The sequence below is a fragment of the Microtetraspora malaysiensis genome, assembly GCF_050947145.1.
GTDB classification, from domain to species: domain Bacteria; phylum Actinomycetota; class Actinomycetes; order Streptosporangiales; family Streptosporangiaceae; genus Microtetraspora_A; species Microtetraspora_A malaysiensis.
Window position 1 is genome coordinate 5369397 of sequence record NZ_CP191998.1, and the last position, 23195, is coordinate 5392591.

20 protein-coding genes are annotated in these 23195 nt (G+C 71.5%); 15 read left to right on the forward strand and 5 right to left on the reverse strand.

All coding sequences use genetic code 11. From position 1 onward, the window contains the following. Positions 1-384: 384 nt before the first annotated feature. The 10 genes from ACQP1V_RS25445 (at position 385) to ACQP1V_RS25490 (ending at position 13787) form a co-directional block, all read left to right on the forward strand. Positions 385-1359: an ABC transporter ATP-binding protein gene (locus tag ACQP1V_RS25445; protein ID WP_433412385.1), complete on the forward strand. Its 975-nt coding sequence runs from the start codon at positions 385-387 to the stop codon at positions 1357-1359. Then, a complete protein-coding gene (locus ACQP1V_RS25450) occupies positions 1356-2183 on the forward strand; it encodes an ABC transporter permease subunit (RefSeq protein WP_433412387.1) in 828 nt (275 codons plus the stop codon). Before ACQP1V_RS25445 ends, ACQP1V_RS25450 begins: the two co-directional genes overlap by 4 nt. 38 nt (positions 2184-2221) lie before the next feature. Further along, complete coding sequence (locus tag ACQP1V_RS25455; protein WP_433412389.1) at positions 2222-4285, forward strand: YcaO-like family protein; 2064 nt, start codon at positions 2222-2224, stop codon at positions 4283-4285. Positions 4286-4295: 10 nt separating this feature from the next. Further along, the gene (locus ACQP1V_RS25460) at positions 4296-4481 is read left to right on the forward strand and encodes a hypothetical protein (RefSeq protein ID WP_387418212.1); all 186 of its coding nucleotides are present in this window, start codon (positions 4296-4298) and stop codon (positions 4479-4481) included. Between the two features lie 44 nt (positions 4482-4525). Then, positions 4526-4708, forward strand: coding sequence for a hypothetical protein (locus tag ACQP1V_RS25465; protein ID WP_084259434.1), 183 nt, complete (start codon positions 4526-4528; stop codon positions 4706-4708). 313 nt (positions 4709-5021) lie between these two features. After that, positions 5022-6965, forward strand: a complete 1944-nt coding sequence (locus ACQP1V_RS25470; RefSeq protein ID WP_433412391.1) for a TOMM precursor leader peptide-binding protein — start codon at positions 5022-5024, stop codon at positions 6963-6965. Between the two features lie 13 nt (positions 6966-6978). Next, positions 6979-8703: a SagB family peptide dehydrogenase gene (locus ACQP1V_RS25475; protein WP_433412393.1), complete on the forward strand. Its 1725-nt coding sequence runs from the start codon at positions 6979-6981 to the stop codon at positions 8701-8703. Then, complete coding sequence (locus ACQP1V_RS25480) at positions 8700-11492, forward strand: lantibiotic dehydratase (protein ID WP_433412395.1); 2793 nt, start codon at positions 8700-8702, stop codon at positions 11490-11492. Before ACQP1V_RS25475 ends, ACQP1V_RS25480 begins: the two co-directional genes overlap by 4 nt. Beyond that, a complete protein-coding gene (locus tag ACQP1V_RS25485; RefSeq protein ID WP_433412397.1) occupies positions 11485-12528 on the forward strand; it encodes a lantibiotic dehydratase C-terminal domain-containing protein in 1044 nt (347 codons plus the stop codon). Before ACQP1V_RS25480 ends, ACQP1V_RS25485 begins: the two co-directional genes overlap by 8 nt. Continuing rightward, positions 12525-13787 carry a hypothetical protein gene (locus ACQP1V_RS25490; protein WP_433412399.1) on the forward strand — a complete coding sequence of 421 codons (1263 nt, stop codon included), beginning with the start codon at positions 12525-12527 and terminating at the stop codon, positions 13785-13787. Before ACQP1V_RS25485 ends, ACQP1V_RS25490 begins: the two co-directional genes overlap by 4 nt. Here the strand turns inward: ACQP1V_RS25490 and ACQP1V_RS25495 are convergent. Together ACQP1V_RS25495 and ACQP1V_RS25500 are read right to left on the reverse strand one after the other, a co-directional pair. After that, positions 13784-14389, reverse strand: coding sequence for an RDD family protein (locus tag ACQP1V_RS25495; RefSeq protein WP_433412401.1), 606 nt, complete (start codon positions 14387-14389; stop codon positions 13784-13786). The genes ACQP1V_RS25490 and ACQP1V_RS25495 overlap by 4 nt on opposite strands. Continuing rightward, positions 14386-15162 (reverse strand): AfsR/SARP family transcriptional regulator, encoded by a 777-nt coding sequence (locus ACQP1V_RS25500; RefSeq protein ID WP_433412403.1) that lies wholly within the window; start codon positions 15160-15162, stop codon positions 14386-14388. The genes ACQP1V_RS25495 and ACQP1V_RS25500 overlap by 4 nt, the downstream gene beginning before the upstream one ends. Before the next feature lie 322 nt (positions 15163-15484). Between ACQP1V_RS25500 and ACQP1V_RS25505 the strand changes: the two genes are divergently transcribed. Both ACQP1V_RS25505 and ACQP1V_RS25510 read left to right on the forward strand, forming a co-directional pair. After that, positions 15485-17395: a BTAD domain-containing putative transcriptional regulator gene (locus ACQP1V_RS25505; RefSeq protein ID WP_433412405.1), complete on the forward strand. Its 1911-nt coding sequence runs from the start codon at positions 15485-15487 to the stop codon at positions 17393-17395. 39 nt (positions 17396-17434) lie between these two features. After that, positions 17435-17626: a hypothetical protein gene (locus ACQP1V_RS25510; protein ID WP_433412407.1), complete on the forward strand. Its 192-nt coding sequence runs from the start codon at positions 17435-17437 to the stop codon at positions 17624-17626. Here ACQP1V_RS25510 and ACQP1V_RS25515 read toward each other — a convergent pair. Next, the gene (locus ACQP1V_RS25515) at positions 17623-18147 is read right to left on the reverse strand and encodes a hypothetical protein (protein WP_433412409.1); all 525 of its coding nucleotides are present in this window, start codon (positions 18145-18147) and stop codon (positions 17623-17625) included. The two genes, ACQP1V_RS25510 and ACQP1V_RS25515, sit on opposite strands and share 4 nt — an antisense overlap. Before the next feature lie 77 nt (positions 18148-18224). Here ACQP1V_RS25515 and ACQP1V_RS25520 point away from each other — a divergent pair, with 77 nt between their 5' ends. Beyond that, positions 18225-18836 (forward strand): TetR/AcrR family transcriptional regulator, encoded by a 612-nt coding sequence (locus ACQP1V_RS25520; protein ID WP_433412411.1) that lies wholly within the window; start codon positions 18225-18227, stop codon positions 18834-18836. Between the two features lie 250 nt (positions 18837-19086). Here the strand turns inward: ACQP1V_RS25520 and ACQP1V_RS25525 are convergent, their stop codons facing one another. Further along, on the reverse strand, positions 19087-19992 hold the full coding sequence (locus tag ACQP1V_RS25525; RefSeq protein ID WP_433412413.1) for a LysR family transcriptional regulator: 906 nt from the start codon (positions 19990-19992) through the stop codon (positions 19087-19089). A 148-nt stretch (positions 19993-20140) separates the two neighbouring features. Between ACQP1V_RS25525 and ACQP1V_RS25530 the strand changes: the two genes are divergently transcribed. Together ACQP1V_RS25530 and ACQP1V_RS25535 are read left to right on the forward strand one after the other, a co-directional pair. Then, on the forward strand, positions 20141-20311 hold the full coding sequence (locus ACQP1V_RS25530) for a hypothetical protein (RefSeq protein ID WP_433412415.1): 171 nt from the start codon (positions 20141-20143) through the stop codon (positions 20309-20311). A gap of 4 nt (positions 20312-20315) precedes the next feature. Further along, on the forward strand, positions 20316-20732 hold the full coding sequence (locus ACQP1V_RS25535; RefSeq protein WP_387418198.1) for a VOC family protein: 417 nt from the start codon (positions 20316-20318) through the stop codon (positions 20730-20732). A gap of 437 nt (positions 20733-21169) precedes the next feature. On the opposite strand, the gene ACQP1V_RS25540 is transcribed toward ACQP1V_RS25535, so the two are convergent. Continuing rightward, positions 21170-22699, reverse strand: coding sequence for a DUF222 domain-containing protein (locus tag ACQP1V_RS25540; protein ID WP_433412417.1), 1530 nt, complete (start codon positions 22697-22699; stop codon positions 21170-21172). Positions 22700-23195 lie beyond the last annotated feature (496 nt).

Genomic DNA, 23195 nt, shown 5'->3' on the forward strand with positions numbered 1-23195 from the left:
CTGCGGCACGGTCTGCTTGGTCGCCTCCAGCTCTTCGGCCGACGCATCGGCCCGTGCAGGGTGGCCCGTAGCCGCTGCGGCCGTTGGCGTAACCCGGTCCGCGCTCTCGGCCGGAAACCCGTCCACGTGCTTGCCCAGCGTGTCGTCGTACCGCAGCTTGGCGCGCTGTGCGATCGGTGACGCTCGCTCTGGGTTGAGCCGGAGGGGAGCGCGCGGGGAGCGAACGAGGAGAACAAGGGGAGCAGGCCGGGAGCAGGCCGGGAGCATCTGGGCGAATCATGTGCCTCAGCCGATCATCTGTCGGGCCCGATGCGTCAGGCCCGATGCCGGGCCTGATTCCGAGGAATGGGACGTTGACATGACCCTGCGAAGCGCGCGGCGACCATGACGCTTCACCAGGAAGTCGCCTCGGGGCCCGACTCCATCGGGGCCACCCCGCCGGTCGTCGAGCTCCAGAGCGTGACGAAGACGTTCGGCACGGTCCGGGCGGTGCGCGGAGTGACTCTGCGGATCGATCCCGGACAGGTCTACGGTCTCCTCGGCCCGAACGGCGCGGGGAAGACGACCCTGATGCGGATCCTGGTCGGTCTCGTCCGCGGCGACGCGGGCACCGTGCAGGTCCTCGGCCGGCCGCCGGGTGACCCGCGGACGCTGCGCAGGATCGGCGCGCTGATCGAGTCGCCGGCGTTCGTGCCGCACCTGTCGGGGCGCGTGAACCTGCAGGTGCTCGCCCGGGCACGCGGGCTGCCCGACGCGGAGGTCGTCCGGGTGCTGCGGGCCGTGGACCTGGACGGCGCCGCCGACCGCCGCGTCACCGGTTACTCCCTCGGCATGAGGCAGCGCCTGGGTGTCGCGGGCGCGCTGCTCGGCGACCCGTCGCTGCTCATCCTGGACGAGCCGACGAACGGCCTCGACCCCGAGGGCACGGCCTCCATGCGCTCGCTGATCCGCGACCTGGCCGGCTCGGCCACCGTTCTGCTCTCGTCCCACCTGCTCGGCGAGATCCAGCACGTCTGCGACCGCGTCGTGGTGCTGGACAAGGGTGCGGTCGTGGCGGAGGACTCGGTCTCGGCGCTGCTGTCGCGGTCCGGGTCGAGGACCGTCATCGTCCGGGCCCAGCCGATGGACCTGGCGGAGAAAGTCCTGAAGTCGAACGACGCCTGGTCGAAAGCCGTCCGGGCCGGAGACGCCGGCGATCCGCACGTGCGGCTGGAGCTGGACGGGGACGGCGTCCCCGGGCTGGTCCGGGCGCTGGTGGAGGCGGGAGTCGAGATCCACGAGGTACGGCGTGAGCGCCGGTCGCTCGAGGACGTGTTCTTCGCGCTCACCGGAGACCACTCAGCGGGGAGCGGCACATGAGGAACGCACTGGCCTCCGAGGCGCTTCTGCTGCGCAGGCGCCTGGCGCCGTTCGTGGTCGGCTGCACCTGGATCGTGCTGGTGGTGGGTTTCGGCTTCGGCGTCCCCTACATCGTGTACGCCACGCTCGACCCGGCGAAGACGGCGGACCGGGTCGCGCTGCTGGAGATGCTGCTGCCCTCCGCCGCCCACACCACCGCGGTCGGCAGCTATCCCATGTTCGGCGGGGCGATCATGCTGATTCTCGGTGTGCTCGTCACCGGTGCGGAATACCGCTGGGGGACGTGGCCGGCCCGGTTGGCCCAGGGGCCCGGCAGAGCCCAGGTCGTCATCGCGAAGGTCCTGGTGGGCGCCGCCGCGGTGGTCGTCATCGCGGCCGCGGCTCTCGCGGCGTCGATGGTGACCTCCGTCGTGATCGCGTCGGTCGAGGGGCGGCCGCTCACCTGGCCGGCCCTCTCCGCGGTCGCCGCGTCTCTCGGCGTCGCGGTGTTCATCTCCGTGGCCTGGCTGAGCCTCGGCGCCGCGCTGGGGGTGATCTTCCGGGGCGTCGGCACGGCCCTCGCCGTGGGGCTCGTGTGGACGCTCGGCCTGGAGAACGCGCTGTCCGGCCTCGCCGGGGTCGTTCCGGCGCTGGAACCCGTTCGCGTGATCCTGCTGGGACCCACCAGCGGCTCCCTGGTCGCCGCCCTGGGCGTGCCCTCCCTGAGCGAGGGGGGGAGCCGTGGGAGTGGCGGCGTACGTGAGCGGGCCGGTCGCCTGCGCCGTGCTGCTCGCCTACACCGCCGCCGGAATCGCGGTCGCGACCGTCCTGATCCGCCGCCGTGACATCACGTGACGCCGAGTACCTCATCCGGGAGGCCGTCTTGACAACCCAGATCCCCGCAGTCGTCCGTCCGCGGATGCGTACCGACATGGCGTTCCTCGAGACCCGGGACGGTGTGTACGTTCGCGGGCACGGTGACGGCTTCGTCATCAGGGGCGCGGGGGCCTACCGCTACCTGTCGGCGTTGCTGCCGCATCTCGACGGCTCCACGCGGCTGAGCGACCTCCTGGCCGGGCTGCCCCCGGCGCACGCGGACAGCGTCAGGTCTCTGATCGTCACGCTGGCCTCCCGCGGGGTCATCACCGACGTGCCCGAGGGCGGCGCCGTCGTGGACCCTGAGCTCAGGGCCCGGTTCTCCGGTCAGATCGCCCTGCTCGAACACCACGGCGACGACGGCACGGGCTTCCTCCGCGCCGCGACCGCGCGGGTTCTGGTGGTCTGCGAGGATCCGGCCCACGCGACGGCGCTGGCGGACGCGTTGACCGCCAACGGTGTCGGCAGCGCCCCCGGGGGTGCGGTCCTGATCGACACGGCCGGCGACGTCTCCGCCGTGGCCCCGAGCGGCGCCGACGTCGTGTGCCTGATCGCCGCGGATCGACCGTCGTCCGCGCTCTTCGGCCTGGCCGACCGCGCCCGCGCGACGGGGGCGGCGTTCGTCCCTCTGGTACGCGTCGGAGACCGCCTGGTCCTCGGCCCGTGGCAGCGCGGGAACCGCGAAAGCGCGTGCGTCTATTCGGCCGTGCTGCGCATGAGCGACAACGCGATTCCGGGCAGCGCGGACGTGTGGCAGGCGGCGGTGGCGGGCGCCGCCGCGGCCGCCCCGCCGGCGGCGCTCCCCGGCGCCGCGGTGTCCATCGCCGTCAGCATCGCCGGTTTCGAGGTGTTCAAGGCGCTCACCGAAAGCATCGCCTCCGACATCGCCGACGCCGTCGTGGTCGTCGATCCCGATCGCCTGACCGTCGGGATCGAGCACGTCGTCGCCCATCCCGCCTCGCCTCAGGCGCCGGTGGCCCGGGTTCCCCTCGACGAGCCGGACGGTGCCGACGTGTCCCCGGTCGAGCGCGCCTACCAGCGTTTCGCGCACGTGGTCGCCGACACGGTCGGCATCATGCGCGGGTTCGACGACGACGCCCTCTCCCAGGTCCCCGTCAAGGTCTCCGCGCTGATCGCGCCGGCCGCCGACCCCGCGCCGATCGTCGCGTTCGGTTCGGAGACTCTGCTCGAGGCCAGGGTGGCGGCCCTCGAAGAGGCGGCGCTGCGGTACGCCGTCAACGCGCAGCGCCGATGCGGCGGCCTCCTCGCTCCGGCCCGGCCGGACGCCGAGGTCGTCGAGGCCGGCCGGTTACAGAGCTGGCTGGGCGGCGCCCCGCTCCTCCGCGACCCTCTGGTGGCGGCGACGGATCTGGCCGGCTCGGGTTCGCTCGCCGTTCCCCGTGCCGCCGTTCTCGCGGGCCCCTGGGATCGCAAGGACGCCCGGTTCGAGCCTGATCTCGTCGGAGTGGCGGCCGGGAGCACCCCGGAGACGGCCCTGTCCAGGGCGCTGCTCGGGGCGGTGGGCGCGTACACGATCGCGGCGGTCGCGAGAGACGACATCCGGGCCGTCCCGGTGGACGACCTGTCGGCGGTCGACGGCGATCCGCAGCAGCTCAAGCGCCTGGCCATGCTCGCGCGGGCGGTGCGCGAGGACGGCCGCTCGGTCGCGTTCCACCTGGCTCGCGGTGTCGTGCCGGTCGCGATCGTGGTTGTGCGGGACGGCGCGGGCACGGAACTCGTCGCCCGGGCGGGCCGCACGTGGCTCGACGCGGCGGAGCACGCGTTGCTCGCCGTCGCGGGCGCACGCCAGATCGCCGGGTCCCCGACGGGCTGGGCGACCGGCCCGTGCCTGCCCGCGGCTCCCGCTCTCGACGGTTTCACCCTGTCGGGACGGCAGGACGGCGGGGACGACCCGTCCCCGCTGTCCGAAGCCGTCGATCACGACACTGTCGTCGCCCGGCTGCGCGCCGCGGGCATGCGGGCCGCCGCCGTCGACCTCACCCCGCCCGACCTGGCCGGGGTCACGACTGTCACCAGAGTCCTGCTGTTCAGGCAGCGCTCGCCGCAGTGAGGAGGGTTCCATGTCCGAGCTGGCCCGAGAGCTGGTCGCTCTCGAAACCGTCACGTTCGAGGTCGAGGACATCCCCGACCTCGGCCGCGACGCCACCGATTGGTGCAGTTCCAGCACCAGCACGTCCAGCTGCTCGTCGTGCAGCACCTCGAGTTGCTGCAGTTGCACGAGCAGCAGCTGCGGCAGCACCAGCTGACTGGACGGCCTGAGACGGAATCCATGGAAAGGAGGTGAATGACCATGGCTCTCCGAGATGAACTGCTCGCCCTTGAGACCGCGACGTTCGAGATCGCCGACATCGGCGATGTCGGGCAGGACGCCGCCGGTTGGTGCAGCTCGTCGTGCAGCTGCTCCAGCTGCTGCTCGTGCAGCACGTCCAGCTGCTGCTCGACCAGCACCAGCACGGGATGCGGCGGCGGCTAGACCCCGCATTCGTCCAGTCGGCATCAGATCAGGAAGGCACAGGATGAGCAAGACGCTCGGCCTCGAGCTGCTCGAGCTCGAGGCGGCCACCTTCGAGGTGGTCGACAACATCGACCCGTCGATGGACATGGCTGCCACCAGCTCGTCGTGCAGCTGCTCCAGCTGCTGCTCGTGCAGCACGTCCAGCTGCTGCTCGACCAGCACCAGCACGTCCAGCTGCGGCTGATCCACAACTGAACCCTGCGGGCCAAGGGCCCTGGCCCGCAGCAGTCACTCAGCCCCGTAGCCAGCCCGCACGGAAGGTCCGCGTTCCTTGACGAGATTGACAGAGGAGACCACCGCCCCGCCGACGGCGACGCCCGCGCTACCGGCCGCCGCCGTGCTGGGGGAACGGATCGCGTCGGTCCTCTCCGGGTCGGCGGCCGGCCGCCGCGGCGCGGTGGACGTCGCCACGCTCGGGGTTCCCGGCGACACCGATCACTTCACGATCGCGGGGCACGCGCGGGACCGCGCGCCCTCGGTCAGCGTCCGGCGCCACGACGGGACGATCATCGTGGCCGCCACGCCGGGAGGCGGCGGCCCGTGTCCTCAATGCCTCGACCGGCGCTGGACAGGGTGCAGACCCATGCTGGAGCGGCGGATCCTCGACGAGCCGCACGGCGTCGTCCGCTCGGAGGTCACCCCACCGTCCCCGCATGTGATCTCGATCGTGGCCGCGCTGGTCGAGACGGCCGCGCGGCACGCCGACGACGACGCGCCGACCCGGCCCGTGTGGGAGATCGACACGCTCACCGCCCGGATCGACCGCTTCAGCCTGATCAAGGACTCGTCCTGCGAGTGCTCGGCGCCCGAGCCGGACACCGCGGAGAAGGCGCGGATCCGGCTCGCCCCCACACCGGCCGCGCGCCCCGGCGCGACGCGATCACGGGCGCCCGAGGACCTCCGCCTGCCGATGGACGCCCTCGCCAATCCGGTGTGCGGGATGCTGGGCCGGCCGCCGCTGCGCGTCTATCACGCCACCGCCACCGCTCCCGTCACCGGCCGGTTCCTGGCCCGCAGCAAGTACGGCCTGCACGAGATGTACTGGAGCGGGCACGCGGAGAGTTACGGCCGCAGCGAGCTGCTCGGCGTGCTGGAGGGACTCGAACGCGACGCGGGCCAGCGCGCCCGCGGCGTCGAGGTGGCACGGTGGGCCGCGGTGACCGAGCTCGACGTCCCGTACGTCTCCATGGAGCAGTGCGGACTCTACGACCCGGCCTTCTACCGGACCCACACCGACAAGTACGTGCCATGGCAGGAGAACCCCTCCGTGCCCTGGGTCTGGGGGTGGTCGCTGCGTGACGACCGGGCCGTCCTGGTGCCCGAACAGCTCGTGTACTACCTGGACCACCGCGCCGGCCACCGGAACACCGTCCAGGAGTGCTCCAACGGCTGCGCGTCGGGAAGCTCGGTCACCGAGGCGGTGCTGCACGGCCTGCTCGAGCTCATCGAACGCGACGCCTTCCTGATCAGCTGGTACTCGGGGATCACGCCTCCGGAGATCGACCTCGACACGGTGGACCATCCCCTGGTCCAGCAGATGCGCGCACACGTCGACCTGCAAGGTTATGACCTGCGCTGCTTCGACGTCCGCGTCGACGTGCCCGTGCCGGCCGTGGGAGCGGTCGCCGTACGGCGGGACGGCGGGCTGGGGAGCCTGTGCTTCGCGGGCGGCGCGTCGCCCGACCCGGCCGACGCCGTACGGGCCGCCGTGTGCGAGGTGGCGTCCTACGTGACCGGGTTCCCCGATCGGGTGGCGGCGTCCCGCGAACACGTCGAGCTCATGGTCACCGACTATGACCACGTCGGCGAGCTGGAGCACCACGCCCAGCTGTTCGGGATGCCGGAGATGACGCGGCACGCCGAGCACTGGCTGCGCCAGACCCGCCGCACCTCCCTCGACGACGCCTTCGCCGACTGGACCGCCGGGCGCGGGCCGGTCACCGATCTCGCCCGGACCGCCGGGGAGATCGTCGGCGTGCTCGCCGAGGCCGGATTCGACACCGTGGCGGTCGACCAGACCACGCCGGAACAGCGGTCGATGGGGCTGCATACCGTCGCCGCGCTCGTTCCCGGGCTCGTCCCGATCGACTTCGGGTGGCGCAGGCAGCGTGTGCTGTCGATGCCCCGGACCCTGTGGGCGCCCTATCGGGCCGGGCTGACGCCCCACCCCCTGCGGCCGGAACAGCTGCATCTCGTCCCGCACCCCTTCCCGTAGGAGTTGAGCCCTGGTGAGTACGCCGCCCCGCCTTCGCGATCAGGGGCCGCAGAGCGGCGCGGAGATCGCATTGGACTACGCGCGACGCATGTTCGAGCGGCAGCACGTGCCGCTGCCGCCTCTGGGGTTCCAGGTGGATTGGGCCGACCAGCCGTCCCGGCACAAGCTGTACACGGACACGGTCAAGACGCCGCTGCCCGAGCCGTTCCGTTCGGTGCCGCCGGTGGGGGTCGGCGCCGCCCTGCGGGCCGCGAGGTCGCCGCGGGCGGACGCCCCGGGCGTGCCGGACCTCGGCGTCCTCGCCTCGATGCTGAGTTGCTACGGGGTGACCGGCCGCCGGACCACACCCAACTGGAACGACGACAGCCACGCCAAGATCCGGTCGGACCAGGCGGTCTGGGCGCGGCCCACGGCGTCCGGCGGCGGCATGTACCCGGCCGAGAGCTATCTGGTGGCCGGCCGCTCCGGGCCGCTTCCGCCGGGGGTGTACCACTACGACACCGCGCACCACAGCCTCGACCGGCTGTCGACCACCGACCGGTGCGGCGCGATCGCGGCCGCCACCGGAGTGCGGGCGGAGCTGTACGCGGTGGTGACGCTGCGCTTCTGGAAGAACGCCTTCAAGTACAACTCGTTCAGCTATCACGTGGTCACGCAGGACGTGGGCGCGCTGCTGGCCTCGTGGCGGCTGGTGCTGGCCGCCCACGACACGCCGCTCGAACCGGTCCTGTGGTTCGACGAGGCGGCCGTCGGCGGCGTGCTGGACGTGGACGGGCACGACGAGGCGCCGTTCGTCGTCGTCCCATTCGGCCACACGACCACGAACCCGTCCGCGAACCCGTCCACGAACCCGTCCGCGGGGGCGGGCGAGGCGGCCAGGGTCGACGCCGGGGCGGCGCACCGCGTGTGGGAGCAGTCCAGCCGGGTGCGCTCGTTCGAGCTGGTCAGCCGGGTCCACGCGGCGGCCCTCATGGGCGACCGGCCGCGCCCAGACCCTGAGACGGCACGGGCCGGGGCGGTGGCTCTGCCGGAGAGCGCCTCGGGAGACGCCCTGCTGACGCTTCCCGGTCCCGCGCCGGAAGCCGCCGATCTCGACGTCAGGAACAGCCTGCGCAGCCGGCGGACGAGCTTCGGCCTGTTCAGCGCCCGGCCGCCGCTCAACGCCCGCGACCTGGGCTGGGTGCTGTCGTCGGTCGCCGAGGCGGGCCGCACCGGGACGGACGTCGCGCCCGCCCCCCGCGAGCACGCGTGGACCGGGCAGTGGGTCCTGTCCAACAGCGTCGCGGGACTGGAACGCCGGGTCTACAGATATGACGCCGCGCGGGGCGGCCTGGTCGCCGGCGCCGCGCTGGACGTCGGCCGGCTGCAGCAGCTCTACGCGCTCACCAACTACAGCCTGCAGGAGGTCGCCGCGGTCGTCGTCGTCACCGGGCGGCTGGACGCGCTGGTGGAGGCGTACGGCGCGCCCGGTTACCGGATGCTCAGCATCGAGGTGGGCCAGGCGGCCCAGACGGCCTACCTCGCGGCCACCGCGCGCGGTCTCGGTGTCGGCGCGGTGCTCGGGCTCGACAACATCGGAGTCGACGAGCTGCTGGGCATCGAGGGATCCGGCGAGAGAAGCATGATCTTCATGCTTCTCGGCCACGAGCGCGCCCCGCGGCTCGGCTACGACCACAGCCTGTACCGATTCGACGGCCACGGGAAACCAGGCGCGGCGGGAGAAGGGAGCATTCGATGACGGACCTCCTCGTCCATCCGGCGGCGGGATTCGGCGCCGGGGAGGACGCGGGCCGCTGGCGGCTCGGCGAGGCCTTCCTGCTCAGGGTCGCCGGCCGGCCCGCCGACGTCGTCACCACGCTGCGCACGGGCGGCGCCGTGGAGTGGACCCGGCGCGTCTTCGAGCGGGAGGCGGCCAGGGACGCGGCCGGGGCGAGGCTCCGGGAGGAGATCGAGAAGGCCGTCGCCGCGCTCGGCGGCGGCGACCCGAGCCGGGTCGCTCTGATCAACCTGCGCCGGGACGTGTTCAACGCCCGGCGCCCCCGCCCGGCCACGCTGGCCAAGGCGGATCCCGCGCTCACGCCGTCCGCCGCCGCACTGCTCGCGGAATGGCGCCGGGCCATGGCATCGCTCGACGGCGTGGTAGCCGAAGGCGGGGAGATCCTCGCCGCGGACATCGCCGCCGCCCGCGTCCGGGCCCGGACCGTACTGTCCGACGACGCGCTGCGCTGCGCCGTGCTGCTGCAGTCGGAGGTCCTCGAACGGAGCATGGACCGCTACCTGGATCCGGCCAGGAAGCTGGACAAGGACGGGCGGCAGATCGAGGGGACACTCCTCGAACTCCTCTACCGCGCCGCGCTGAAGACGAGCCCCTTCAGCACGCTCACCTCGGTCGGCCTCGGGCGGTTCACTCCGGACTCGGCCCGTCCGGCGCCCGAGCCCGCGTCGCTGCGGCAGCGTTCCACCGTGCGGCTCAACGTCGCGGTGCTCGCCCGGCTGTCGGCCGTCATCCTCGCGGATCCTCTGGTGCGTTCCGAGATCACGGTCACGCTCGCGCCCGGCGCCAGCATCGACGACGAGACCGCGCGTTACGTCCGGCGCAGGACCACCGCCGGAACCGATCCGGACGCGGTCGTCACGATCGACGGCGTCCACGAGGATCTGTTCTTCCTGCCGAGCGGGCCGGCGCTGAACGACGTCGTCACGATCGCCAGGCACGCCCGGCTCACCCTGCGCGAACTCTCGGAACGCGTGGCCTCGGCGGCGGAGGACCGGACCGTCGAGGCGGCTGACCGGCTGCTCGGGCATCTGCTCCGGCTCGGACTGTTGCTCGCGCCGGACCTCCAGATCGACCTGCGGTCGCACGACCCCGCGGCCGCGTTCGCCACCGGGCTCGCCGCCCAGTCCCACCCGACGCTGCGCCGGGTCGCCGCGGTGCTGACGCAGGCAGGTGAGCTCGTCGCCCGTTACCCCGCGACTCCGGCGCGCGGGCGGGCCGTACTGCTGGCCGAGATCCGCGAGCGGGTCCGGGACGCCTTCGCCCTGGTCGGCGCGCCGGATCGGCTGGTTCCGCGTACGTTGATCTACGAGGACACGACGATCACCGGCGACGGCATGGCCACCGACCGCGGCGCATGGGAGAGCAGGGCGCTGCCGTCCCTGGCCGCGCTCGCCGACATCCTGCCCGCGTTCGACATGAGCCTTCCGCGCCGGCTGACCGCCGCCGGGTTCTTCCGGGCGCGATACGGATCCGGCGGCCGATGCGACGACGTGGAGCGGTTCTGCCACGAGTTCCAGCGCGACTTCTTCTCCCCCTACGCCCAGCGCGCCATGCGCCGGCGCGCCTTCGACGAGGGCAACAACTACGTCCCGCAGGAGAACTGGTTCAAGATCCCCGAACTCACCGCGCTGGACCAGGCCCGCGAGGCGGCGTCGCGGCACCTGCGCGGCCTCCAGCCGGACGCCGGCCGGACGGACGAGATCCGGCTGGGCCCCGCGTTCGTGGACGAGGTGCGGCGGCATCTGCCGGCCGACCGCAGGTTCGACCAGCCGTGGTCGTTCTTCGTCCAGCTCGCGTCCGCGTTCGGCCGGCCGGACGAGGGCAGGCTGGTGCTCAACCAGGCGTACTCGGGGCTGACGTTGATGTTCTCCCGGTTCGCGCACAGCCTGGACTCCGGCGGGGCGGGCGCGCGGGAGCTGCTCGCGGAGACCCTCCGCCGCTACACGCCTCCGGGAGCCGTGCTGGCCGAGCTGCGGGGCGGCTACGAGACGACGAACCTCAACATCCATCCGAGCGTCACCGACTACGAGATCGTCTGCCCCGGCGACATCAGCGCCCGGCCGGTCGACGAGCAGATCCTCCTCGACGACATCGTCATGGTGCACGACGAGCGGGCTGACCGGGTACGGCTGATGTCCAGGCGGCTCGACCGCGAGGTGATCCCCCTCTACCTGGGCTTCCTGCTGCCGATGGCGCTGCCGGAGGTCCAGCAGGTCCTGATGTGCTTCGCGCCGGGCGGGATGGCGCAGATCGACCTGTGGGCCGGCACCGGGCAGCCGGTCCCAGCCGAGGGCCTCACGATGTACCCGCGCCTGGTGCTCGGCGACCTCGTGCTCCAGCGCCGGATGTGGAAACTGAACACGAGCGCGTTCCCGTTCAGGGATCCGCGGCACAGCGACGCGGAACACCTGTTGAAGGTCCGGCGGTGGCGGCGGGAGCACGGGCTTCCCGACCGGGTGTTCGCCCAGGTCGACGCCTCCGAGCGCAGGAGTGGCCCCGACCAGGACGCCGAGGCGGCCCGCCCCGACAACGACCGCAAGGCGTCGCGCAAGCCGCTGCCGGTCGACTTCGACAGTTGGCTGTCCCTGCGGCTGTTCGAGCAGTTGGCGCTGGGCGCGTCGTCGCGCATCGTGCTGACCGAGTGCGGCCCCGACCTCGACGAGCTCTGGCTCCGCGACGAGCACGGGCGCCCCCACGTCGGCGAATTCCTCATCGAGCTCTACGACACGGCAAGGGGTCAGCATGGGTGACAGCACCGGTGACGAATGGGTGGCGCTGCACGTCTTCTACGCCAGCGACGCCAATCCGATCGTGGTCGAGGCCGTTCGCCCCCTCGTCGAGGGCCTCAGGAAGGACGGCCTCATCAGCGGCTGGTTCTTCATCAAGTACTGGCAGGAGGGGCCGCACCTGCGGGTCCGGTTCAAACCGGCGTCGCCGTCGGTCCGTGCGGAGGTCACGCGCCGGGCCGTCGGCGCCGTGGAGGAGTTCCTCGGACGCCGGCCCGCGCTCTACGAGAACGACGCCGAGGGCCTGGCCGACCTCTACAAGAAGATGTACCTGGCCGAGTACGGCGAGGCGCGGTGGGACGAGGAGTACGGCGCGGACGGCCGGATGCCGTTCCGGCCGAACAACAGCGTCGCGGTGCTGCCGTACGAGCCCGAGTACGACCGCTACGGCGGCGCGGCCGGCATCCGGATCGCCGAGTGGCATTTCGAGCACTCCAGCGACATGGTCGCCTACCTGCTCGCCACGTCGAACACGCACGTGCGGCCGGTGCTGCTCGGGCTGGCCACGCAGCTGAGCCTGATGACCGCGTACACGTTCCTCGGCGACGACGACGCCGTACGCCGGTTCTTCCGGCGGTACCGGAACTTCTGGGAGACGTCGTACCAGGAGCCCTCGGACGGCTACCACGACTCCTTCGACAAGAGCCTGGAGCTGACCCGCGACACGTTGTCGGCGCGGGTGGCCAGGATCCGGTCGCTCGCCGGCACCGGCGATCTTTCTGAGGCGTCCGGTATCGAGCGGACCTGGCTGTCCCACTGCCGGGAGCTGCGCGACCGCGTGCGGGCGCCCGCGGGCAGGGGCGAACTGCTGTTCCCCTCGCGCGACGGCGGCGAGCCGGCGCCGCTGCCCGACGGGGAGGATCTGGCCGCGATCCTGCTGAGCTCGTACGTGCACATGACCAACAACCGCATCGGCGCGGCCATCCTGGACGAGATCTACCTCTCCTATCTCATCGAGCGGGTGCTGGAGCCGGAGGCACACCTTGCGAGGTCCGCGTGACGATCGCGGAAGACGGCACGCATCTTCCCCCGGCGGGAGAGAACCCCGCATGGCTCGATGACGCCCGCCCCCGGCTCAGACACACCGTTCGGGTGGGGCCCGCCCTGACCAAGGGGACCGCCACCGTCCACTTCGTGGCCGACGGCGAGACGCAGGCCTACCTCCAGGTGGGCCCGCGTGAGGCGTTCCTCATGGCCTGCCTCGACGGCGAGCGCAGCCTCGCCGAGATCGGCGTCGAGTACGCCACGCGGTTCGGCCGGCGGCTCGGCGACGAGCACTGGCGGCAGCTGCTCGGCCTGCTGGCCTCTCGCGGCCTTCTCGACCCCGCGGACCCGGGCCTGCTGGATCGCATCAGGGAGAAGGCGGCGCTCGCACGCAGGTCCGAGGGCCGCTCCCCCTTGCTGTGGCGCATGCCGATCCCCGGCGCGCACGACCTCGTGCCCCCGGTCGCGCGCCGCCTCGGCTGGCTCCTCCGGCCGATCATCGCGGTACCCCTCGCCCTGTCCGGCCTGGTGGTCTGCGCGCTCGTCGCCCTGAACTGGCCGGCGCTCTACGCCTCCCTGCAGGAGGCGCGGTCTCCGTGGTGGGTGACGGCGCTCGGCATCCTCATCTCGTGGGCCATGATCGGCCTCCACGAATTCGGTCACGGGGTGGCCTGTCACCGCTACGGAGGCCGGCCCACGCAGATCGGCCTCATGTGGCGCTTCCCGCTCATCGCGCCCTACTGCAAGGTCGACGACGTCGTCACGTTCCGCGGGACGAGCCACCGGGTCGCGACGTCCTTCGCCGGGATCTACGTCAACCTCGTCGCCCTCCTGCCCTTCGGCGCGCTGTGGCTGTGGGGTCCGGACTCCGGCTGGCCGCACAACCTGGCCGCCACGCTCCTGCTCTTCGGAACCGTCACCGTCCTCGTCAACCTGTTGCCGGTGCTCCAGCTCGACGGCTACCACATGCTCGAACACGCCACATCGACGCTCGGTCTCCAGTCGGAGTCCTTCCGCTTCGCGGCGGCGTTCGTGCGCCGCGGGCCCGCCGGGGTGCGCGACTATCCGTCCCGGGCGAGATGGATCTACGCCGCCTACACGGGGCTGTCGGCCGCGATCCTCGGCCCCGCGCTCGTCCTGCTCGTGACGGTGTGGTTCGGTACGCTCGCCGACCTGTGGGGCCCGGCGGCCGCCGCGCTCGTCCTCACCGCGGAGGGGATACTCATCGTCGCCTTCCTGACCTGGGCCCTGCGCAGGCGACGGTCGAGAAGCTAGCCGTTCTCGCCTCCGGGGGCGTCGACGACGACCGTGCCGGCGAGGAGGTCCGCGTAGGTCCGGCCGGACGCCGTGCAGATCATCGCCACCTGCGCGGCCACCGCGGCGTACGCGCACGCCGCCAGCACGGCGCCCCTGCGCTGCGTCTGGGACGTCCCGCGAAAATCCCACACCGCCTGATGCCCGATCTCCCAGGGGATCGCCGTCTTCAGCACGGTTCTGAGCAGCGCGGCGGAGTACGGCACCGGCGAGTCCGTGTCGCGCGTGACCACCTGGAGCCGGAGCAGGCGTTTGCCGGGCGAGCCGCCCGTCGCCTCGGCCGCCGCGAGCCCGCAGGCGAGCGGCGTGGTCACCGCGACCGCCACGAGAAGGCGGGCCCGCGCGCCGCCGGGCCCGCCTTGTCGTGGCGACGGGCGGGGGGTGCGGACGCGCCGTGACTGAAGGAGGCCGATGAGCGCGAGTGGCGCGCAGACGACCGCGTAGTCGACGGCGGTCGCCCCGGCCCGCCGGGCGAGGCGGGCGAGGCGGGCGAGGCGGGCGAGGCGGGCGAGGCGGGCGAGGCGGGCGAGGCGGGCGAGCCGGCCACCCCGCGGGGGCGTCATGCCGTCGCCCCCGACGCGTCGAGCGGATATCCGGCGCCGAGGGCTCCGTGGCGCAGGGGCAGCTGGACGGAGGACGTATGCCACAGGCTCCGGTCGCCCCGGAGAATCGCCTGTTCCAGGTCCTTCAGGAGGGGGCTCGGCTCAAGACCCAGCTCATCGATGTACAGCCGCCGCGTCTGCCGGTAGGTCGCCAGCGCCTCCGCCGTCCGTCCCGACCGGTGCAGCGCGAGCATCAACTGGGCGCGCGGACGTTCCCGGTAGGGCTGCTCGGCGATCAGGCGGTAGAGCTCGGCGGTCACCTCGGCGCTCCTGCCGAGCGCGATCTCCAGATCGATCCAGTCCTCCTGCGCGGACAGCCTCCGCTCGGTCAGCTGGACCGCCTCCCGCTGCATGATCCGGCCGGGAACCCCCGACAGCGGGGGCCCCTGCCACAGCGACAGCGCCGACCGCAGCCGGGCGGCGGCGTCGAGGCGCCACTCGCTGAGGTGGATGGCGTACCCCGCCGGGTAACCGGTGATCTCGGCTTCCGCCACGCCGATGTCCCGCAGGCGGCGCCTGAGCATCCAGACGCAGTTGTGGATCTGGTGGCGCGCCCCGTCCGGGGGGTGGTCGTCCCACACGGCCGTGATCAGCGACTCGACCGGCACCATGCGGTTCGCGCTCAGTAGGAGCGCGGCGAGCACGACCTGCTGCCGCGAGCTCCTGAGGTGCACCCGCCGGCCCTCGTCACCGAGTTGGAGTGGCCCCAGAACGCAAAACTCGATCTTCGGCATCGGACCTCCGCCTACTGCTGTGTGATCGTCCATTACCTGACCAGAAAGCGGTATATCGCCGGTCCACCGCCGGTCCACGACGGCACTCGCCCCTTCTCCGGGCCGCCAGGTGGCCTGGCAGCCCTTGGCAACTCCTGATCACGCGGACCCGGGAAGACTGTCAGAGTTCATCCTGATTTTTAGCGATCAACCCTTTACGAGCGCGCACATGAGATCGAATATTGGGGCATTGATCACGCCCTTTACTGCTCGTAGGACCGACTTGACTGAACTCCCCGCCTGGTCAGCACTACTCCGGAGCACAAGCGACATGGAATTCGGCTTGCTGGGACCCCTTGTCGTCAAGGCGGCCACCGGGCGGGAGCTCTCCCTGAAGCGTCCGAAACACCGCCAGCTCCTGGCCGCGCTCCTCCTCCGCCCCAACACCACGGTCGCCTCGGGGCTCCTCATCGACTACCTGTGGGGCGAGCGGGCGCCAAAATCCGCCCGCGGCAACCTGAAGACGTACATCTGGCAGCTGAGAGGGATGATCGCGGCGCTCGACCACCGCGGAGCGCGCATCGAGACGGCCGGCAACGGCTACCAGATCACCGTACGACCCGACGAGCTCGACACCCTCTTCTTCCACCGGCTCAGCCGGCAGGGCGGCGAGGCCCTGCGCCGAGGCGACATCGCCGCGGCCGAGGCCGCGTTCAGCCAGGCGCTGGACCTGTGGCGCGGAGAGGTGCTGCAGGGACTCACCCTCTCCGAACCCCTGAACGCCTGGGCGGGGATCCTGGCGGAAGATCGCCTCCGGGTGATGGAGGACCTCATGGAGGTCCGGATCGCGCTGGGACGCCATTCGGAGACGATCGGCCCGCTGCGCCGCGCGCTCCACGAGAACCCGCTCAGGGAACGGCTGTGGGCCCAGCTCATGCTCGCGCTCTACCGGGACGGCAGGACCAGCGACGCCCTCCTGGCATACCAGGACCTCCGCCTCCACCTCATCGCCGAGATCGGTACCGAGCCCGGACCGGCCGTCCGCCACCTTCACCAGCGCATCCTCGCCGCGGATCCCGGACTCGACGCCGGGCGGGACCGCCGGCCCGCGGCCCTCGCGCCGGCCGGCGAGGACCCGCCGGGCAGGGCGGCGACGAGCGCTCCCTTTCCGGCCGACGCGCCGGCGCAACTGCCGTCGGACGCTGGACCCTTCATCGGCAGAGGCGGTGAGCTCGCCCGGCTGGGCGCCCTCCTGTCCGCCCCCGGAGCCGGCCGCGGTCTGGTCGTCGCCATCGACGGCCCGTGCGGAGCCGGCAAGTCGCGGCTGGCCGTCCACGCCGCACACGCCGTCGCCTCGGCGTATCCCGACGGGCAGCTCTACGCGGACCTCCACGGCACGACCCCAGGCCTCGCCCCGCTGACCCCGGAGGAGGTGCTCGCCAGATTTCTCCGGTCCCTCAACGTGCCCGAGACCGGCTGCCACCTCGACGAGGCCGCCGCGCTGTTCCGGACCCACACGGCCGGCAGGCGAATGCTCATCGTGCTCGACAACGCCGTCGACGCCTCCCAGGTACGGCCGCTGCTGCCGGGCGGGTCGACGTCGGCCGTCCTCGTGACCAGCCGTTCCAGGCTCACGACCCTGGACGCGACCATGTGTCTCCATCTGGACCGGCTGAGCGAACGCGAGGCGACGGACCTGCTCGCCACCTGCGCCGGCCACGAACGGGTGTGGGCCGAACCTCAGGCGGCGGCGCGGACGGTGGAGTTGTGCGACCGCCTGCCACTCGCCGTCCGGGTCGCGGGCGCCCGCCTGGCCGACAACCCCCACTGGCCGGTGGCCCGGCTGGCCGCGCGACTCGCCGACGCCGATACCAGGCTGGACGAGCTGAGCCACGGCGACCTGTCCGTCCGGGAGAGCCTGGCCGCGGGCCACGAACTCGACCATCACCCGGAAGCCGGCGAACTCTTCACGCTGCTCGGCCGACTCGACATCGCGGAAGTGACCGCCTCCCTCGTCGCCGCGCTCGCGGACCGGGATGCCGACGACGTCCAAGCCTCCCTTGACACCCTGGTCCGCGCCCGGCTTCTGGAGAGCAGCGCACCCGACCGCTATCGCATGCACGAGCTGATCAGGCTTTTCGCACGGGCGCACGCCGTCCGGCCCGAGGGCGGCTGGGAGTGCGCCGGCCGGGCCGCCCACTGCTACCTTCTCGGCGTCGGGGCGCCCTTGCTGCTCAACCTCATCGGCGCCTGACGCGCTCCCTGGCCGTGGCCGAAGGCCGGAGCACCGCGGATGAATCCGATAGCCGAATCCGGTAGCCGATGCCGGCCCTCCGCCGCGCCCGGCGGGAGCCCTGGCGCTGCCGGGCAGCGGGTGGAGCCGGGCGGCGGGTGGAGCCGACGGCTCGCCCTGACCGTCGCCGAGCACCTCGCCTTCGTTCTGGGACGGTACGTCCTCGTGGTGCCGGCCGACATGCCGAGCTAGTCTCGCGCCCAGCGCCGCACCAGCGTCCGCGCCGCGTCGACCAGCTTCGCCGGAACGTCGGGCGCCGTACCTGCTGCTTGCCCGAAGGAGCGCTCAGGGGCGAACGGGCGTCCGGTGTCCAGGGCGCGCAGGCCGAGCGTGAGTGCCTCGCCGAGCAGGCTCACCCCGATGGACAGCGTGATCGGCCGTGCGTGCTCTGGCATACCGGAGACGAGGCCGATTCCAAAGTTGACCGCTGCCGAGATGATCCACACCAACACAGTCCAGAGCGTGTAGCGCTGCCAGAGGTGGCCCTGCTTGACGAACAGCCGCGGGGTCAGTCCCCGCAACGCGCCGAAGAGCAGGCCCACGACGCAGCCCACCACCGTCCAGACTCCCCAGGTCGCGTTCGAGACGCCGATCGCGAGGAGGACGACAGGCGGTCCGAACAGATCGCGAGCGTTCAAGGGCTCCCCGACGAACCGCTTGACCACGACGCCGATCACGAGTAACGCGACGATCACCGGCCATATCGACGCCACGACAACCTCCTTTTTAGCACGACCATGCCATAAAGACCGTAGCACGGTCGTGCTATAAACGAGGAGTGCCGAAGGTCGTGGATCCTGAAGAGCGGCGGCAGGCCGTGGCCGAAGCCGTCTTCCGCGTCATGGAGCGTGACGGCCTGGAGCAGGCGTCCCTGCGCAATGTCGCCGCCGAAGCCGACCTGGCCATCGGCTCCGTACGGCACTACTTCGCCAGCCACGCCGAGCTGATGGTCTTCGCCATGCGGGTGATGAGGGAGCGCGTCACCTCCCGGCTCACCGCCCACGTTGACCGCCTGCAGACCATGAGCACACGAGACGATCAGCGGGAAGCCGTCGTGCGGATGCTGTCGGAGGTGCTTCCTCTGGACGAGGAGCGCAGACGCGAGGCGGTGGTGTGGCTGGGCTTCGTCACCGCCGCCCGCCTCCGCCCCGAACTGCGCGCGGACGCCGACGAGCTCTATCGGGGACTGCTCTCGCTCACCACCAGAGTGCTGGAAGGCGCGCGCCACGCGGGCCGCCTGACCCGCGACGCCGACGTGGAGGTGGAAGCCCGCCGCCTCTGCGCGCTCCTCGACGGCCTTTCCCTCCAGGCCGTGCTCCATCCTGCAAACCTCGACGCCGACGGCATGCTCGCCGTCCTCCACCGCCACCTGACGGCCCTCACCTCAGAGGGCTCCGGCTGACCCGAGGCGGCATCCGAGCAGTTCCTCACGGCAGGGTGACGTTCAGAACCGCCCTGTCGACAGCGTAAACGTGATCCGCCGGATGGCCGACCGGGATCTGCGCCGGATCCGCACTTCGCCACATCACTGGATTGAAAAGGCCACTTCCTGATCGCGGGAAGCGGCCTTCGCCATGTGGCGGAACCCAGGAGATCGAACTCCTGGCATCCTGCCGGCGAACACGTAAGCCGATCATGCTCAAGCAACTGACTCATGATGCGAACGGCGCCGCGCTCCCCCGGTTGGCATCCGTCGCGGCCTGCACGAACTCGCGCACCCGCTCAGTCGTGTTGGTCGCCGGCCAGACCAGTCCTCGTTCGATCGGCGGCGCGTCGCTGATCGGCACGTACGCGACATCCGGGCGGGGGTAGTACCGCCTGCTGTGCTCGCCCACCGGGAGGACGCCCTTGCCCATCGCGACGAGGGACAGCATCTCGGAGAACGTGTTGCCCGCCGGCCCTTTCGGGACGGGCCTGCCCAAGGGGGTGTGGTCGGGCGTGCGGTCGCGCTTGAAGTCCGCCGACGTGATCGACGGGTACTGCACGACGGGGTGTTCGGCGAGAACTTCGAGAGACACCGACTTCTCGCGGGCCAACGGGTGCCTGGCGGCGACGGCCAGTACGCGGTCCTCCGTCAGCAGGGCCGGGCCGCAGGCCATGCCGTCGAAAGGAAACGAGGCGAGGAGGATGTCGACGGAGCCGTCGAGCAGGCTCGATCGCGAGTTGAACAGCTGCACTTCGTGAACGTCGACCTCGCAGTCCGGGTGGCGCTCAGTGAACAGGCTGACCGCCCCGAGCAGCACCGGCGCGGTCCACTCGCCGAGGAACGCGACCCGTAGTCGTCCGACCACACCGCGGCCGGCGTCGACGGCCCTGCGGATCGCCTCGTCCATCTGGGCCGCCAACGGCGCCAGGTCATCGGCCAGCTTCCGCCCGATCGAGGTGAGACGCACGACGCGGCTGGTGCGTTCGAACAACGGAGCCCCGATACGGCGTTCCAGCTTCTTGATCACATGACTGATCCGTCCGGTCGTGACCCGCAGACGCTCGGCAGTACGGCCGAAATGAAGCTCCTCAGCGAGCGTCAAGAAGGTCTCGATCTCGTGCCGTTCCAGCATGGGCCGCTCCACCGTTGAATCTGAGTAAACGATCGTAGCCCGATCGTGGCTTGGTGGCCGCCGACGGCTGGCGCATCGTAGAGAGCGGCATCCGGTCCACGGGAGAAACCCGAAAACCGGCCCGACCACAACGCACGGAGTCACCCCTATGTTCAGCACCACCGGGCCCCTGGCCACCCCGGCCACCGGTGTGGTCCGCCTGCGCTACCAGCCGGGCGTCCGCCAGATGGCCTCCGTGCAGCTCCATACCGCCGACGACATCGACGCGACCCTTTTCACCGACTGGCTGCGTCAGGCCTACGAACTGGAAGTGAAGTGAAGTGATGACCATGCGCGTGAAAGCCTTCGATCACCTGGTGCTCAACGTCCGAGACGTCGAGCGTTCGCTTGAGTTCTACTGTGGGCTCCTCGGCCTGGAGCCGGTGCGCGTCGCCGAGTGGCGCGCCGGCGACGTCGGATTCCCCTCTGCGAGGGTCACCCCGGAAACCATCATCGACCTGGTCCACCACCCTCGGGGCGAGTCGAACGTCGACCATATCTGCTTAGTCGTGGAACCGCTGGATTGGCAAGAGGTCATTGAATCGGGCGTCTTCACCGTCCTCGAGGGGCCGGTAGGCCGGTTCGGCGCGCGGGGTAACGCGACCTCGATCTATGTGCAGGACCCGGACGGCAACACCGTCGAACTGCGCTGGTATCCGCAGGACGCCGAAGAGTCGTCCGGCCGGCGGTCGTCCATGTAGGAGTCGCCACGGCGGCTGATCCTGGTCAACTCCTGACGGCCCTGCCGGGCAGGCGGGGCCGCCATAGGGAAGAGGAGCGTGCTCGGCGGCAAGCCGAAGAACCCGATGGTCCGCGTAGCGGCTGAGGCCGCCGGTAGGAATGATCGGGCCTTGCCCTGGGGTCCTGGTCTGAAGCCTTGGCGCGTGAAGTTCGGGCATGCTGCGGGACCGGCCCGTGGGCCCCGGCGTATGGAGTTCGGGCATGCTGCCGGGCCGGCCAGCGGGAGGGGCCGGATCATCGGGTGGCCGCCGCGATCAACCTCGCCGATCACGGCTGGCGGGTCACGCCGATCACCGATCATGGGTCGCCGTTCGCCGTTCGCCGGACGCGGCTCGCTGCTCACCGTTCGTGGCTCGCGGGTCGCTGTTCGCGAGAATCGTCGTTCAGTGGTGGTTGGTCACTGTCTGTCGGTCCAGCGTCGGGGGCGGAGCTTGGAATACCGGTGGAAGCGCATCGAGACGGTCCCGTCGCCCTGATTGATCACTTCTACCCGGTCGGGGTGGCGGGACTTCCACTTGTTGTCCGCGGCGCACAACGGTGCGAGGTTGTCCAGGTCGGTGCGGCCGGTCGGGTACCAGGGTTCGATGTGGTCGATCTCGGCCAGGTAGGCGGGGACGTCGCAGCCTTCACGGCAGCAGGTCCGGTACGTGGCCAGGATCGCTTCCCGCTGGTCGGCTGAGGCCAGCCGGCGTGCCCGCCCGAAGTCCCGCATGATCCCGTCGGCGTCGCGGAGCACCCTGCGGAGTTCGGCGGTGTAGGCCATCCGCCGCGCATCGGCGGCCGGGACAGCCGTGCCGTCCTCCAGAAAGGCTGGTTCTTCCGATTGGCCGGTCAGGGTTTGCTCGGTCACCGACACGTGCATCACGGTGCGCCTGCCGCCCTGCGATAGGCGGATGGCGAGGGCGTCGGCCATGCGGCGGCCGTGGTTGCGCAGGTCGGTGCTGTCGGTTTTGACCGCCAAAGGTTCCAGCCAGGTCTTCAGCTGCATCTTCAGCTCCGGGTCGAGCAGCCCGCGCAGGCGGCCCATCCCATCGGCGGTGTCGGAGATCGTCAGGTGCTGGCGTTCGGTCTTGGCCGCCGCCCGCGCCAGCCTCCCGTCCGGGTCGATCGTCTCGATGATGGTCTGACCGGCGCGGGCCACGTCCTCCACCGTCGACGCCGACGCCTGCGCCAACTGGACCAGGATCGGTTCCGCCAGTTCGGTTTCGGCGTCATCCAGATGCCGGGTGGCGGACGCGATCGTCGCCGCATACCCGAACGACAGGCGACCCGAGGCGAACAGACCAGCGGTGTGGGGCAGGCGCGGGAGCTGCCGGGAGAGTGTGACGCGTTCTCCGGCGCGGGCGGTGCGTGCCCCGGTGGCTGCTGCCAGCCATGCTCCGATCGACCGCCGCCCGAACAGGTGGTGGCCTTTCCCGGCTTCGGCTATCGGGAGGCGGGCGGCGATCGCGGCTTCGGCCAGATCGATCGCCCGGGCCAGGGCGACGATCTCCGCCATCACCACCTCAACCTCGGCACCAGTCTCGACCCTGGCCTCGCCCCCAACGCCAGCACCGGCCTCGGCCCCTGCGTTAACACCGGCTCCAGCCCGGGTCTCGGCCCCAGCGCCAACACCGGCACCGGCCCCAGCGCCAGCCTCGGCCTCGGCTCCAGCCTCGGTCTCGGTTCGGCCCAGCACCTTTCCCGCAGCTGCGGCCAGCCGCTCGGCACGGGCGAGCAGGTCGATGACGTCGCGTCCGGCCAGGTTCAGGTTGGGCCAGTCCGCTACCCGGCTATCACCACCAGTGGCCGGGCCCGCACCGTCCTGCCCATCACCGCCGATGCCCTGGCCATCAGTGTCCGGGCGGTCGGTGGCAGCGCCCCCGGCCAACAGCGTCCTGGCCATCCCGACCAGCACCCCGGCGGTCACCACCAGTGGCCGGGCCATCACCGCCGATGCCCTGGACAGCGCCCCGGCCCTCCCGACCAGCCCGCAAGGGACGGGTCGCGGGCGACTCGTGGGTGCGGCGGCGGCCTTGCCAGATCCCGTCCCAGGCCGACAGGTCACCACGGTCGCACCCGGGCCGCGGCTCGTCTCGACCGAAAAGAGCACCACCATCGTTCCCAGGGCGCTGCGGTACCTCCCCGCCGTCAGGCTTCTGCTCTTCTGCCGCGTCCGGGAGGCCGAGCAGCCGACGGGCCCATGACTGTGTCGTCTCCGGCTCGCCGCGTCGCCCACCCCGCCCGTCAGAGCGCGCCGGGTCGTGCGGGGCGAAACCAAGGGCTCCCGCACAGCCGCCGGAACTGCGGCCGTGATCGAGGAGCCCGGCACTACGAGCGTGGTCGAGGAGCACCGCCCCATAAGAGTCCCCGGAGAAACGATCCGATCCGATGAACGGCGTATGCCGCCTGGACCCGCGCCGCCGTCGCGGGGACGTGGAAGG

Coding starts and splice junctions, on each gene's coding strand:
- ACQP1V_RS25445 (WP_433412385.1), top strand. CDS start 385: ATGACGCTTCACCAGGAAGTCGCCTCGGGGCCCGACTCCATCGGGGCC.
- ACQP1V_RS25450 (WP_433412387.1), top strand. CDS start 1,356: ATGAGGAACGCACTGGCCTCCGAGGCGCTTCTGCTGCGCAGGCGCCTG.
- ACQP1V_RS25460 (WP_387418212.1), top strand. CDS start 4,296: ATGTCCGAGCTGGCCCGAGAGCTGGTCGCTCTCGAAACCGTCACGTTC.
- ACQP1V_RS25465 (WP_084259434.1), top strand. CDS start 4,526: ATGGCTCTCCGAGATGAACTGCTCGCCCTTGAGACCGCGACGTTCGAG.
- ACQP1V_RS25480 (WP_433412395.1), top strand. CDS start 8,700: ATGACGGACCTCCTCGTCCATCCGGCGGCGGGATTCGGCGCCGGGGAG.
- ACQP1V_RS25485 (WP_433412397.1), top strand. CDS start 11,485: ATGGGTGACAGCACCGGTGACGAATGGGTGGCGCTGCACGTCTTCTAC.
- ACQP1V_RS25495 (WP_433412401.1), bottom strand. CDS start 14,389: ATGACGCCCCCGCGGGGTGGCCGGCTCGCCCGCCTCGCCCGCCTCGCC.
- ACQP1V_RS25500 (WP_433412403.1), bottom strand. CDS start 15,162: ATGCCGAAGATCGAGTTTTGCGTTCTGGGGCCACTCCAACTCGGTGAC.
- ACQP1V_RS25510 (WP_433412407.1), top strand. CDS start 17,435: ATGAATCCGATAGCCGAATCCGGTAGCCGATGCCGGCCCTCCGCCGCG.
- ACQP1V_RS25525 (WP_433412413.1), bottom strand. CDS start 19,992: ATGCTGGAACGGCACGAGATCGAGACCTTCTTGACGCTCGCTGAGGAG.
- ACQP1V_RS25530 (WP_433412415.1), top strand. CDS start 20,141: ATGTTCAGCACCACCGGGCCCCTGGCCACCCCGGCCACCGGTGTGGTC.
- ACQP1V_RS25535 (WP_387418198.1), top strand. CDS start 20,316: ATGACCATGCGCGTGAAAGCCTTCGATCACCTGGTGCTCAACGTCCGA.
- ACQP1V_RS25540 (WP_433412417.1), bottom strand. CDS start 22,699: ATGGCCCGGCCACTGGTGGTGACCGCCGGGGTGCTGGTCGGGATGGCC.